At 42.7% G+C, this 13,583-nt stretch carries 14 protein-coding genes; 9 read left to right on the forward strand and 5 right to left on the reverse strand.

What is annotated here, in order from left to right:
* Positions 1 to 18: 18 nt before the first annotated feature.
* The 7 genes from BM090_RS17175 to BM090_RS17205 all read left to right on the forward strand — a co-directional run bounded on the left by BM090_RS17175 (position 19) and on the right by BM090_RS17205 (position 6,627).
* Positions 19 to 2,445 carry a heavy metal translocating P-type ATPase gene (locus tag BM090_RS17175; protein WP_245756753.1) on the forward strand — a complete coding sequence of 809 codons (2,427 nt, stop codon included), beginning with the start codon at positions 19 to 21 and terminating at the stop codon, positions 2,443 to 2,445.
* A gap of 14 nt (positions 2,446 to 2,459) precedes the next feature.
* Complete coding sequence (locus BM090_RS17180; RefSeq protein WP_091516583.1) at positions 2,460 to 2,672, forward strand: heavy-metal-associated domain-containing protein; 213 nt, start codon at positions 2,460 to 2,462, stop codon at positions 2,670 to 2,672.
* A gap of 118 nt (positions 2,673 to 2,790) precedes the next feature.
* Positions 2,791 to 3,696, forward strand: coding sequence for a helix-turn-helix domain-containing protein (locus tag BM090_RS17185; protein WP_091516586.1), 906 nt, complete (start codon positions 2,791 to 2,793; stop codon positions 3,694 to 3,696).
* Positions 3,697 to 3,849: 153 nt separating this feature from the next.
* A complete protein-coding gene (locus BM090_RS17190; protein WP_091516589.1) occupies positions 3,850 to 4,956 on the forward strand; it encodes an NADH:flavin oxidoreductase/NADH oxidase in 1,107 nt (368 codons plus the stop codon).
* Between the two features lie 218 nt (positions 4,957 to 5,174).
* A complete protein-coding gene (locus BM090_RS17195; protein ID WP_091516591.1) occupies positions 5,175 to 5,639 on the forward strand; it encodes a hypothetical protein in 465 nt (154 codons plus the stop codon).
* A gap of 18 nt (positions 5,640 to 5,657) precedes the next feature.
* The gene (locus tag BM090_RS17200) at positions 5,658 to 5,972 is read left to right on the forward strand and encodes a DUF3817 domain-containing protein (RefSeq protein ID WP_091516594.1); all 315 of its coding nucleotides are present in this window, start codon (positions 5,658 to 5,660) and stop codon (positions 5,970 to 5,972) included.
* 268 nt (positions 5,973 to 6,240) lie between these two features.
* Positions 6,241 to 6,627, forward strand: a complete 387-nt coding sequence (locus tag BM090_RS17205; RefSeq protein WP_143084028.1) for a hypothetical protein — start codon at positions 6,241 to 6,243, stop codon at positions 6,625 to 6,627.
* Between the two features lie 200 nt (positions 6,628 to 6,827).
* Here BM090_RS17205 and BM090_RS17210 read toward each other — a convergent pair whose 3' ends face one another.
* Entirely contained in the window at positions 6,828 to 7,955 is a 1,128-nt protein-coding gene (locus BM090_RS17210) for a T9SS type A sorting domain-containing protein (protein WP_091516601.1), read from the reverse strand.
* 200 nt (positions 7,956 to 8,155) lie between these two features.
* On the opposite strand from BM090_RS17210, the gene bshC reads away from it, so the two are divergent.
* Positions 8,156 to 9,736, forward strand: coding sequence for a bacillithiol biosynthesis cysteine-adding enzyme BshC (bshC, locus tag BM090_RS17215; protein ID WP_091516603.1), 1,581 nt, complete (start codon positions 8,156 to 8,158; stop codon positions 9,734 to 9,736).
* A gap of 117 nt (positions 9,737 to 9,853) precedes the next feature.
* A complete protein-coding gene (locus tag BM090_RS17220) occupies positions 9,854 to 10,906 on the forward strand; it encodes a vWA domain-containing protein (protein WP_091516605.1) in 1,053 nt (350 codons plus the stop codon).
* Here the strand turns inward: BM090_RS17220 and BM090_RS17225 are convergent.
* Genes BM090_RS17225 through BM090_RS17240 form a run of 4 tightly spaced genes read right to left on the reverse strand, consistent with a single transcriptional unit; the run spans position 10,903 to position 13,316 of the window.
* Entirely contained in the window at positions 10,903 to 11,694 is a 792-nt protein-coding gene (locus BM090_RS17225) for an alpha/beta fold hydrolase (protein ID WP_091516608.1), read from the reverse strand. The genes BM090_RS17220 and BM090_RS17225 overlap by 4 nt on opposite strands.
* 50 nt (positions 11,695 to 11,744) lie before the next feature.
* Complete coding sequence (gene ctlX / locus BM090_RS17230) at positions 11,745 to 12,677, reverse strand: citrulline utilization hydrolase CtlX (protein ID WP_091516612.1); 933 nt, start codon at positions 12,675 to 12,677, stop codon at positions 11,745 to 11,747.
* 9 nt (positions 12,678 to 12,686) lie between these two features.
* Positions 12,687 to 12,917 (reverse strand): AtpZ/AtpI family protein, encoded by a 231-nt coding sequence (locus BM090_RS17235; RefSeq protein WP_245756754.1) that lies wholly within the window; start codon positions 12,915 to 12,917, stop codon positions 12,687 to 12,689.
* 6 nt (positions 12,918 to 12,923) lie between these two features.
* Positions 12,924 to 13,316 (reverse strand): bactofilin family protein, encoded by a 393-nt coding sequence (locus BM090_RS17240; protein WP_091516620.1) that lies wholly within the window; start codon positions 13,314 to 13,316, stop codon positions 12,924 to 12,926.
* Between the last annotated feature and the right edge of the window lie 267 nt (positions 13,317 to 13,583).

Here is a 13,583-nt window from a genome sequence, read left to right on the forward strand (position 1 = left end):
TTTTATCTAACAATCGCCATGCAAAACACAGGCTTTATTTATATAAGTTTAGAAAATTTGGAAGATGCCCAAGATGTCGCGCGGTTGCAAAAAACGCTTTCCTCAACCGACGGCGTAAGTGCTTCGGGTGTGGAATTTAACAACAGTCGTGTATTTTTTGAAAGCGCGAAGCCGTTGGACGTTTTCCCTCGAATCATCAAAAATCTTCAGGAGTTGGGTTATAAAATCGCTTCGCGCAAAGAAATTTTCCCTGTAATGGATATGTCGTGCGCGGCTTGTGCCGTGAGCGTGGAAAGTGTGCTGAAAACACAAGTCGGCGTGCTTTCGGCGGCAGTGAATTACGCCAATGCTTCGGCGGCGGTGGAATATGTGCCCAGTGTGGCCGATGCCTACGACCTCAAGGCCGCAGTACAGTCTTTTGGCTACGATTTGCAGGTAGAAAACAGCCCGCAAGCCGACGAACTTTTAGCCCAACACAAACGCCAGAAATACGAAACATTGCGTTTTAAGACCATCGGCGCGATGCTTTTGGCTGTGCCGCTCATCGTGATTGGCATGACTCCGAACCTCATGCACCAGACTTGGGCGCATTACGTTTCGTGGGCTTTGGCTACGCCGATGCTTTTTTATTTTGGACAAACATTTTTTGCGGGCGCATACAAACAAGCCAAACACCGCACCGCCAACATGGATACACTCGTGGCCTTGAGTACGAGCGTAGCTTATACTTACAGCGTTTTTAATGTGCTTTTCCCTGAATTTTGGCATAGTCGAGGGCTGCACCCACAAGTTTATTTTGAAGCGTCGGCGGTGATTATTGCCTTTATTTTGTTGGGGAAATGGTTGGAAGAAACCGCCAAAAACAATACGGCTTCGGCCATCAAAAAACTTATTGGGCTACAACCCAAGTCCGTAACGTTGATTTCGGCAGACGGACAACCGCAAGAAGTGGCCATTAGTGCCGTGCGCGTCGGGGATATACTGTTGGCTAAAGCTGGGGAAAAAATCGCGGTGGACGGCATCGTTACGGCGGGCAGTTCGTTTGTGGATGAAAGCATGATTAGCGGCGAGCCTATTCCCGTAACCAAACAAGAAGGCGACAATGTGTTGGCTGGCACGATAAACCAACAAGGCAGTTTTCAGTATCAGGCGCAAAAAGTAGGTGCGGACACGCTCCTTTCGCAGATAATCAAAACAGTACAGCAAGCACAAGGCAGCAAAGCCCCCGTACAACAATTAGTAGATAAAATCGCAGGGATTTTTGTGCCTGTGGTGATGAGTTTGGCGGCGTTGAGCTTTGTTGTTTGGTTGGTATTCGGGGGAGAAAATGCCTTTACACACGCGCTGTTGGCTTTCGTTACGGTGCTTATCATTGCGTGTCCGTGTGCGTTGGGGCTGGCTACGCCAACGGCCATCATGGCAGGAATCGGGGCAGGTGCTACGCGCGGAATCCTGATTAAAGATGCCCAAAGTTTGGAGGTTGCCCAAAAAGTAAACGCCATTGTATTAGACAAAACAGGCACTATTACCGAAGGCAAACCCGAAGTAGTGGCAGCGCAATGGTTTGATGCTCAAATTATTGAAGCAAAAAATATTTTATATAGCATTGAGAAAAGCTCTCAACACCCAATTGCGCAAGCCGTCGTGCATTGGTTGGAAGGGCAATGCGAATACAAAGAAATACAGGAAGTGGAAACGCTCATCGGACAAGGCATAAAGGCGCGTTGGAACAGCGATAGTTATTTGGTGGGAAATTTGGGGCTGCTCGAATCGGCGGGCGTGTCCGTGATGCCCAAAGCACAAGACTGGGTTAGTAGCCGTTTGGCACAAGCCAACACCGTAATTTCGGTAGCTAAAAATGGGCAATTGGTGGGTTGCGTAGCCATTGCGGACGCTATCAAATCCACGTCGGCGGAAGCCATCGAAGCCCTGCGCAACTTGGATATAAGTGTGTATATGCTCACAGGCGACAACGACCAAACAGCAGCAGCCGTTGCCAATGAAGTCGGTATTCGGCATTTTCAGGCCAATGTATTGCCTACCCAGAAAGCGGCTTTTGTTAAAAACTTGCAGGCGCAAGGCAAAGTAGTGGCCATGGTCGGCGACGGCCTCAACGACAGTGGCGCATTGGCGCAAGCAGACGTAAGCGTCGCAATGGGCAAAGGCAGTGATGTAGCGTTGGACGTGTCGGCGATTACGATTGTGTCGGGCGATTTGCTCAAAGTTCCCGCCGCCGTTGCGCTTTCCAAACAAACCGTAGCCACTATCCGCCAAAATTTATTTTGGGCGTTTGTGTATAATTTGTTGGCCATTCCTGTCGCGGCAGGGATTTTGTACCCGCTCAATGGCTTTTTGCTTGACCCCATGTGGGCAGGTGCGGCGATGGCCATGAGCAGCGTAAGTGTTGTTACGAATAGTTTATTACTCAAAAATAAAAAGTTTTAATCCTTGATAATCAGATGAAAACCCTACAATTCAAAACCAATATTCGTTGTGGTGGCTGCGTGGCTACCGTAACGCCAGCTTTAGACCAAACCGCCGCCATTAGCAAATGGAGCGTGGACACGAACAGCCCCGACAAACGCCTCACCGTAGAAGGTGAAGTGAGTGCCGACGAAGTAAAAACCTTGTTGGAAAAAGTAGGCTACAAAGCCGAAGTAATCAGCGAATAAATAAAACTCAAAACACAAGCCGCCGCCTTGCAAGAAAATTGTAAGGCGGCGATTTGCGTTTAACAAACAGTATTTCAAACGGATACAATACTTTTTGATAACACCAAACAACTTCTACATGAAAATCAATACACACAATGTTGTTTCTTTTAAAGAAAAATTCATGCGGCCCGAAACTACGGACGAAAGTATGCTAAAGGCTGATTTTAGAACGTTCTTTGTGGTGAAAGTAGAAGAAATGTTTCAGTTAATGAAATTGCCAATTCCGCCGATGCGCTCCACTTCGCACATCCTGATTTACATCACGGAAGGCGAGGCGATTATGAATATCGGCAGCCAAACCTTTACGATTCACGAAAACGAATGTATGATAGTGGCCGCAGGACAAGTCTATTCGTTTAGCAATCCAGACATTAACAAAGGCTTTTTGTGCTATTTTGAAGACTTGTTTTTGCTCAATAAATTTTCGGCGGCAGACCTGCGCCAAGAGTTTGAATTTCTGAATATTTGGGGCAATCCGTCCGTCAAATTGGGACAACCTGTGGCCACGTACACCCAACAATTATTTGAAAGAATATTGGCCGAATACACCACACACGGACTGGGCACCAAGCCCTTAACGCAAGCCTATTTTGTGGCTTTGCTCTATGAGATACAGTCGGCGTACAAATCCCTCAACGCCTCAGTTCAAAATATGGCCGTCGGCCTAACGAATCGTTTTAAAGAACTGTTGACCAGCAATATCAGGACGATGCACCGCGTGAGCGAGTACGCGGCGGCTCTCAATGTTACGCCCAATCACCTGAACAAAGTAATTAAAAGTGTTACGGGCAAATCGCCAACCAAATGGATAGACGAAACCTTGTTGTTGGAAGCCAAAATGCTGCTACACCAAACCCGTTTGTCGGTCAATGACGTAGCCGCCGAAATCGGAGTATTAGATGCGTCGTATTTTAGCCGACTTTTCCGCAAATACGAAGGTTGTACGCCTTTGCAGTTTCGTAAAAAAATAGATGGCATTTGAGTAAGCACCACGTTTGGAACAAAAACATCCCAAAATGGCTTGTTTGTGGTGCTGGGCATGTCTAACAATGCCCAAACTTTTCTTTCACCCAAAAATCAGCTATACCTTATTGCGCAATCAAAATAAAATAGTCACTATTTAAACCAATAAAAAATGTCTGCCAAAGAAATAAAACTTTTAAGCCCCTACCGTTTGGGGAATCTTGACCTCAAAAATAGAATTGTTATTTCGCCTATGTGCCAATATTCTGCCCAAAACGGACTGGCCAACGACTGGCATTTGGCACATTTGGGAAGCCGCGCCACTGGCGGAGCGGGATTTATTATCCAAGAAGCAACGGCAGTTTCGCCCGAAGCACGCATTACTTACGCGGATTTGGGTTTGTGGAATGATGAGCAAATCGCGCCACTCAAGCGAATTGTAGATTTTGTACATCAGCAAGGCGCGAAAATCGGGGTTCAGTTGGCACACGCAGGCCGCAAAGCCAGTTGCCAACGCCCTTGGGACGGCGGCCACAAAATCAGTCCAGACCACGCCAACGGCTGGCAGACAGTCGCGCCAAGTGCCGTTGGTTTTAGAGAAGAAGAAGCCGCGCCGATAGCCCTAACTGCCGAAGGAATCCAGCAAGTAAAAGACGATTTTAAAGCCGCCGTGCAACGCACCTTGCAAGCTGGCTACGACGCGATAGAAATACACGCCGCACACGGCTATTTGTTGCACCAATTTTATTCGCCGCTCAGCAACCACCGAACCGACGAATACGGCGGCAGTTTTGAAAATCGCATACGCCTCACCTTGGAAGTGGTGCAAGCCGTACAGGAGGTTTGGGGAAAAGAAAGGGCCTTGATTGTGCGCATTTCGGCGACAGATTGGGTAGAAAACGGCTGGAACGTACAAGATTCGGTGCGTTTGGCCATTGAGTTAAAGAAATTGGGCGTTCATCTGATAGATACTTCGTCGGGCGGAAATGTGCTAACCAACATTCCAGCCAAACCAAACTATCAGGTCGGGTTTGCTGCCGAAATTCGCAAGAGCGCAGGCATTGCTACGAGTGCCGTCGGGCTGATTTCTACGCCGCAACAAGCCGAAGAAATTCTTCAGAACGAAAGTGCCGACTTGATTTTGATTGCCCGCGAAAGCCTCCGAAATCCGAATTTTCCTTTGTACGCCGCTTATGTTTTGTCTGGAGAAGATTCGTCTGTGAGCCATTGGCCAAAACAGTACGAAAGAGCTTACCCGACGCATGGCGAATGGAAATAAATTAATCCAACATTTTAGAACAACCATTTAATTTCTCCAAAATTCCAAGTGTTAGGTTAATGCTTGGAATTTTTTTGTGAATAAACCAATGGCCTAAATGATTGAAACGTCCTAAAACTGGATTTTAATATCCTATCACCAAACGGTACAGACACGCAACTTTGTGCTGTCTGGTAGTTGCAACCCAATGACGCATAATTCATTGATTATCAAAAAAAATGTATCCAATCGTTTTACAACTTCATTCGGCTTTTAGGTGGTTGGTTTTGGGTTCTTTGCTTTGGGCAATTGGGCAGGCGTATATCGGTTACACCCAAAACAAAGCATTTTTGCCAAGCCACAACCGCCTTCGGCACTGGACGGCCACCATTGCGCACATTCAGTTGCTGTTGGGATTTACGCTTTACGGACATAGTCCCATTGTCAAATATTTTTGGCGCGAAAGCAGCTCGCCGCTTAGCCTCGAAAGTCTGTTTTTCCCTGTTATTCATTTGGGATTAATGCTGGTAGCCATTGTTATCATTACGATAGGTTCGGCCAAAGCCAAGCGACAAACCACAGACACACAGAAGTTTAAAACAATTTTTGTATGGTTTCTGCTGGGTTTGTGCATCATTTTGCTGGCTGTGCCTTGGCCATTTTCGCCATTTTCGCCGCTGTCGGCGCGTCCGTTGTTCCGCTAATTATTTTACGAAATCAAAATGAAAACATTGTTGTCCAGTAACTTGGGGCGACTCAGGCTTTTAGGAAAATTAGAAGGCTCGTCGTTGCTATTGCTTGTATTTGTGGCTGTTCCGCTCAAACATTTATGGAATTATCCGCTTTTGGTGCAGATTTTAGGGCAAATTCATGGGCTTTTGTTTGTGTTATTTGTACTCAATACCATTAGCGTAGCCACCGAAAAACGTTGGGTTTTTAGCCAAACCACATGGAAAGTACTATTGGCTTGCATTGTTCCTTTTGGTACTTTTTACATCGACAAAAAGATTTTGCAGTCACAAGAATCAGCACAATAACTTATTATACAAACACAATAACACTAAATAAACGAAACGAAAAAACCTGTAAAGTAACTTGCAGGTCTTTTTTATTTCATATACAAAAAATATTAAATACAACCCATTGGATTTTGCTGATACTCAATGATGTAAACACATTCTCCAGATTGATATAAATCATATTTGATACTTTTCTGAATCATTTAAGACCCCAAAGCAATGCTGCACCTTTGTAATGTTAATTCAAGGGAATAACAACACATCTTATAAACCAAAAATAGAAATTATGGCTACTAAAACCGTGCATATTTCAGACCTTCACCACGAACATAAATTGTGGTCAAATGAATTGACTTTTCAAAAAGAAGAAATAAAAATATTCAAAAATTGGTTAGCTGAAATTTCGCAAAAAAATACAGCAACTGATATAAAAATGAAAGTGGAACATTTCCAAAATCAATTCATTCTTCACAATGAAGTTTTGGACACATTTCTACACGACATCAAGGTACACGAGCAAGAATTGGAAAAATTCGCGCAGGAAAATGAAATCGCAGCATCGCACGCCCGTTTCACAGACCACGCCAATTTCCGCGACCGTGTAGAGACACAACATTCTCTTTACAGTGCCTTGAAACATGAATTTAAAGCATTTACTTCCGAGTATTTATAATTCGGAAAGAAAATAGAATTACGTTTCTGATTTAATAGTGTTTTTGATTGCAACCAATTAGACAATAAAAATCCCCGTTGCCATGTAACGGGGCTTTTTTATAATAAGTATCTGAATTTTTTTACACACAAAAACCAACCAGTTTAAATGCTTCATGTAAGCCAATAAACTGGTTGGTTTTTTTATTTTTTGGTAATAAATTATTCTTTTACGAGCCTTAAAATAGTGCTTCGGCCATCACGACCAACAGCTTGACAGAAATAAATACCCGACTCAAATTTTTCGACCGAAACACTTACTTTTCCCTCCGTTTGCGCTGCTTCTTTTTCTTGCAAAAGCTGACCTACTGCTGAAAATAAACGTACTTTTTGCAAAAATTCTGCCTCCACAAATACCGTTTTTTGCGCTGGACTCGGATACACTTTTGCCAAATAATTATTTGATGATTTTACGCTTACCAAAGATTCATGCGACTGGAATCGTGTAGTCAGAATATTCGTGCCTGCGCTATCAAGTGTAAATTCCAAAATTGGTGCTTTTTTGCCTACAGCCCAATACTGGCAAGTGTTGGTGCGTATGGCAGGAATACCTAAAGGTAGCGGAATCCAAAGCGGAATTGGGGGACCAATCGGCAACTGTACAAACGTATGAACTTCTACACTAATTGTATAATCTTGTACCAACAATTGGCGCAAAGCCTGCACCGTATCATTGGGCAAAATCAGTTGCCCATAACCATTGATGCTGTCTATTACATCAACGGTCAGCACAAGTTTTATAGAGTCCACCGTAACACTTGAACCACTAATCACGATAGTAGTATCATACGCAAACTTTACTTCGCCAGCACCCGACGAGGCCGATACGTGATTATAATTAGCAGGCAAAGGCAGCAGCTCCAACTTTGGAGAAACCGTAAATTTTAAAGAAGAGAAATCTATGGGAAATAATGAGGAGTCCGTTTGAACAGAATCCAAACCCGCACCCATTACAAAACCTTGCAGGAACAAACCATTGCTTGCTTTTTCCATGTAAAGATATTGGCCATCTTGGAACATCGCCAAATTAGCCCCCGCAAAAATATTGCCTTGTGGCGTTTGCGATGGATTCAAATAATTGACAGTATCATTGCCGACACCTTCCAAGTCCGAAAAAATCCAAATTTGATTCGCGCCAGCCGTTCCAAAACCACCCGCATAATTAAGTGCTGTTTTATAAATCACTTGATCGCCCGCATTAGCCACATCGGCAGCCTGAATCGTAATTTGTGCTTGTGCGTTTAGTGTCCATGCGCACAAGACAGACAATAGATATACTATTTTTTTCATAATTTTTTTGATGATTAACTTATTTAATCACAATATTAATTAATATAAAAAAGATGAAGGGTCGAATTAAATACAAAGCAGCATTTTTGTGTGTTAAAATGATTATTTTTAAGGATAAATAGCTAACGAACTAAATAGCCTTGTTTTTGTTTTTATGAAAATGACAAAGCTATTGGTTTGTCTGTCTATCTGTTAGGTTTATGATTGCAACGTCTCAATACACGGTACAACACGTGCCACTGCCCCAAACGCAACAGTTTGGGCAACTTTTCTTGGATTTTTTGGCGCAAAAAGAATGGTTAGCTCCTTTGCATGGGCATTATCCGTCTGTTTTCAATTTTGAAAAACAAATCGCGCTCAAACAAGGTTTTTCCAGCGATTCGCGTAACACACTCACACAAGTATTACGGGAACAGTATGCCAATATAACGGTTAGCCCTGAAGTTTCCAATAATATCGAAGCACTTTTGCAACCCAACACGTTTACCATCACGACAGGGCATCAGCTTAATATTTTTACGGGGCCACTGTATTTTATATATAAAATCGTGACTGTTATCAATGTCTCGCAAAAACTGTCGGAGCAATTTCCGCAATACAATTTTGTGCCTGTGTATTGGGCAGCCACCGAAGACCACGACGCGGCAGAAATCAATCATTTTAATTTGTTTGGAAAAAAATACGAGTGGACAACCGCACAAACTGGTGCAGTAGGCCGTTTCAGCACCGAAGGACTTGGCGATTTGCTCGACACACTTCCCGAACGTTTCGAACTATTTGAAAAGGCTTATCGCGAACATCGCAGCCTTTCGGAAGCTACGTGTATTTTTATAAACGAATTATTTGGTAATCAAGGGCTTGTAATGTTAGATGCAGACCATGCCGCATTCAAAAAAGCCTTGCGGCCTGTCATGCAACAAGATATTTTTGAGCAACTGACCCAAAAGCAAACCGCTACGGCGCAAACGCTTTTGGAAGCCAACGGCCACAAACCACAAATTCATATTCGCGAAATCAACTTCTTTTATTTGGATAAAAATGTCCGTGAACGCATCGTAAAAGATGGCGAGACGTATCGCACCTTGAACACGGATTTGGTTTGGACGACGGCACAAATGGCCGAGTTAATAGAAAATTCGCCCGAAAAATTGAGTCCAAATGTTTCACTACGCCCTGTTTATCAAGAACTTATATTGCCAAATCTTTCGTACACAGGCGGAGCGGCTGAAGTGGCGTATTGGCTACAACTCAAACCCGTTTTTGATGCGCTGCATTTGCCTTATCCGATACTTTTGCCGCGTAATTTTGTGCTGTTCATCACAGCCGCCAACGCAAAGAAAATCAGCAAATTAGAGCTTTCGCAAGACGACATTTGGCGCGATGAGGCCAGCCTCAAACAGCAATATTTGGCGGAAGTGGGTGCGGAATTTTCGGCGGAAATTATCCAAAAACAAATTCAGCAACTTTTTGAACAATTGGGTACTCAAGCAGCGCAAGCCGACAAAACACTTCAAGATTTTGTAAAAGCAGAAGCCGCACGCACCGAAAAAATAGTGGAAGGAATAGAAAAACGTGTTCGGAAAGCCGAAGAAAAGAAACACGAAACGGCTATTAACCAGATTATTAGCCTCAAACAAAAACTTTTCCCAAATGGTGGTTTGCAGGAGCGCAGCGAGAATTTTTTGAATTATTATGCCAATAATCCATTGTTTATCAAGCAATTATTGGAAACGATAGACCCGTTCCGCATCGAATTTCATGTGCTAACGGAAAGTATCTAAACAAAGATTTTTGGGAGCGAGGCGATAGTCTTTCTCCCAAACTTTTCTAAATTTGTCTGAGTGTATCAAGAAAATACATATTTATTCCAACTAACATATTAACAGACAAGGCATTAGATGTTTAGCGAAGCAAATAATATTTGGGAATGGTTTTCGGGAATTTGGTTTGCCCCCGCAACGCTACTTTCTTTCGACTACGAATTTCCGATTTTGCTTTATGGCATTCCTGCCGTTCCACTGCTGTTTTTCTTGCGTTGGCTACTATTTTTTCGTTTTAGGCAAAAAATAGAAATTGCATTTTTTGAAGGCGAGGTAAAAAGGAGCTGGGGCAGCTTGTTGCGCTTTGTACCCGATATTATTCAGGCCTTGAGCCTTATGCTTATTCTGTTTGCGCTGGCACGTCCGCAGCGCACCAACGAACAAATAGAGCAATACACGGAAGGCATAGACATTATGTTGGTACTGGATTTGTCGGAGTCTATGCGCATCGAAGACTTTAAGCCCAACCGCTTGGAAGCCTCTAAAGAAGTTGCCCGAAAGTTTATCGCTGGGCGTTTTCAAGACCGCATTGGTATTGTAGTTTTTGCGGGTGATGCGTTCTCTCTTTCCCCATTAACTACTGATTATAAACTACTTGACACGTATTTAAGTGAAATAGATTTTGGACTTATCAGCAAACCAGGTACGGCCATCGGCAGCGCGTTGGGCGTTGCAACTAACCGCATGCGGGAATCCAAAGCGCGTTCTAAAGTAATGATTCTCATCAGCGACGGCGAAAACACAGCAGGAAATATTGACCCAATCACCGCCGCAGAACTCGCAAAAGCCTACGGCATCAAAATTTATAGTATTGCGGTGGGCAAAGAAGGTGCCGTTCCTGTCGGGACAGATGCTTTCGGCAATACGGTTTACGAAGAAAATACATTGGACGAAACGACTTTGCGCAAAATTGCATCTATCGGAGAAGGTCAGTTTTTTAGAGCTTCCAACAACAAGGCTTTAGACGAGATTTTTAACAAAATCAACACTTACGAAAAAGCAGAAATCAAAGAAACGCGTTTCAAAGATACGCGCGACTTTTATCACATTTACCTGACTTGGGCAATTGTCTTTTTCTTGCTTTGGTTGGCCACCAAAAATACATTTATGTCCAACGCCCTCGAAGACTAAGCCGCTTTTTCTGAGGATAAACGCTTGATAAAATTAATAGAAATCTGATTGAATTGTTCGGGCTGATCCACGTTACAAACGTGTCCGCTATTGCTCACCACATACAATTCCGAATGTTTGTGCTTGTCCACAATCATTTTTACAGGCGGCAAAAACATATAATCTTCTTCGCCCATCAGATAAAGCGTCGGAATCGGCAATTCCTTTTCTTTGAAATAACGCAACAGCGGATTTACTTCGTAAGTGAGTCTGTACCAGCGCAAAAACTCTTTTTGACAAAGTTTTTTCGCTTCGTTTATAAACAAAGTTCGCGAACTTTTATGTCGTTTTTTGGGCATAATAATCCATGCAAAAAGGCTATATAACCACATATACGGCACTATATTTTTGAATAAATTACCAGCTCCCGACAAAAATCGTGCACGGAAATTCAGACGCGTAATTGCTCCGCCCAACACCATAGATTCGATGCGATGCGGAGCAAGTTCGCCAATGGTTCGGATAATAATCGTACCTAACGAAATGCCCACAAAATGCGCTTTTTGAATTTGCGCCGAGTCCAACGTATCCAAAATTTCTTTGGCAATATCCTTAAAAGAATAATTGCTGTAATTGTTCAAAATTTGTTTGGACTTTCCGTGTCCGCGCAAATCCAGCAGCATTACATTAAAATTCTGTTTGTAATCTTTCAGTTGCTTAAACCAAATAGACGAGTTTCCGCCTGCGCCATGCACAAACACCACCCAAGGTGCAGTTGCATTTAGTTCAAATTTTTTGAAATATAACATATACGTGTTGTTGTGTTTGTAGAAATCGTTAGTAGCAGATTATCAGCAATTTATTTTTGAGGTAAAAATACTTCGGCAATCATGCAGCGTGCACTTCCACCGCCCACGTATTCGATGGTCGGAATCGGCAACGCCAACAATTTACCATATTTTTCCATTTGTTGTTTTTGTTCGGCACTAAAACCATTCAAAGCACTTTCGGACATTACAACCACGCTACCACCGTTGTTGGTAGCCAACTGAATAATATTTCCACAAAAACTTTTTTCGGTTTGCTCCAATGAAATATCAATTACTTCGCGGTGTTTGGCAAGCTCCGTTAGTACGCTGGCGCGTTCTTTTTCGGGAATAGCCTCCGCACAAATCACAGCAAATTTATCGCCAATACTCATCACTACATTTGTATGGTAAAATTCTTTGCCCGTCGAGCTAATCGCATCAAAAACAACTGCTTTTTCATAGCCCAACATTTTTACAAAATTATTGACCTGTACTTCTTCCGTTCGGATGGAGCGCGAAGCATAAACTACTTTATTAATTCTGTCAATCACCATACTGCCCGTTCCTTCCAAAATCGGGCGGCTGGTATTTGTTCCGCCCAAATACAACAAGCCATTCACCGACAAGTTATTTTTAGCAAACAAATTTTCCACATCAGGCCAACGCAAGGCCTCCGCTCGGCGATTTGGCGCGTACATTGGATAAATAACTACCGCACCAGTGGATTCTGTGGAAATCCAATTGTTCGGAAAAACAGCATCTGGCGTTTTAGCCGCGTGAGGTTCTATGTTTTTTCCCAAAACCAACACTTTTACACCTGCCTGCGTGAGTAACTGAACGGCTTTTTCAAACTCATTGAGAGCCAGTTCGTTTACATTTTGTTGTTCGGGATTATGTTGAAATTCGTTGTCAGTTGCAGTTTGCTCATTGAAAGCAAAATCCACAGGCCTAACCATCAAAACGGTATTAGTTAATTGATGCATGTGTATAAATTAAGAATTGTCTTTTCCTAAATCTCTAATCACAGCCACGAGCGAAATCGTAACGGCAAGCAAACTTAACGAAATAGTCATATAAGGGACTTTCAGCTTCCAGTAACCATCAAGCCAAATACCCGCATAGGTAAAAAGTCCAATAGTTGCCACCATCTGAAATGCCAAACCCGAATACTTTGCATATAAGTTTGCGGATTTACGAAAGTTTTTTGATTTATCGTCTTCCACAAAAGCCTATTTTGTAGTTTGTTGTTGGCTCACCGTGTTGCCCATTTTACAAAGGCCATTAAATACAGCTCCTGCTTCTACCACCAATTTAGCCGTATTAATATCTCCATTGATAACTGAAGTAGTTTTTAACGTCAAAAGCTCGGCTATATCTGTTTTTCCTTTTACTGTTCCCGCAATTTCTGCATTTTGAGCAGTGATATTACCCTCTATTTCAGCAGATTGCCCCAAAACTATTTTGGCTTTAGAAACCAAATTGCCAATTAAACGGCCTTCAATTCTAATATTTCCATTCGTAATAATATTACCCTCAATCACAGTTCCTTTTCCGATAATATTATTAGAACTGCTCGCATCTTCTGCGGTTCTTTGCTCCTCTTTGCTGCCAAATAGTGCCATAAGTTTTTGGTTAAAATTGAATTAGTAAGACAGTAATATGTAAAGTATTGAAAATAGGGTGATCAGCAAAGATAAATAAGATAGCACTTAAAGGCAAAAGAAAAGCCTTTGAGTAAGTATATCCTTGCAAAATAAAAACATGGGCTTGTTTTTAAAAACTTATTTAGGGAATGGTATAAACAGCAAAGAGGGTCATCTCTTGTGAAGATGACCCTGTGCTTAATAAGGTTGGCAGCTACCTACTCTCCCACGTGTGACCGCAGTACC

The organism is Flexibacter flexilis DSM 6793, assembly GCF_900112255.1.
GTDB lineage: Bacteria > Bacteroidota > Bacteroidia > Cytophagales > Flexibacteraceae > Flexibacter > Flexibacter flexilis.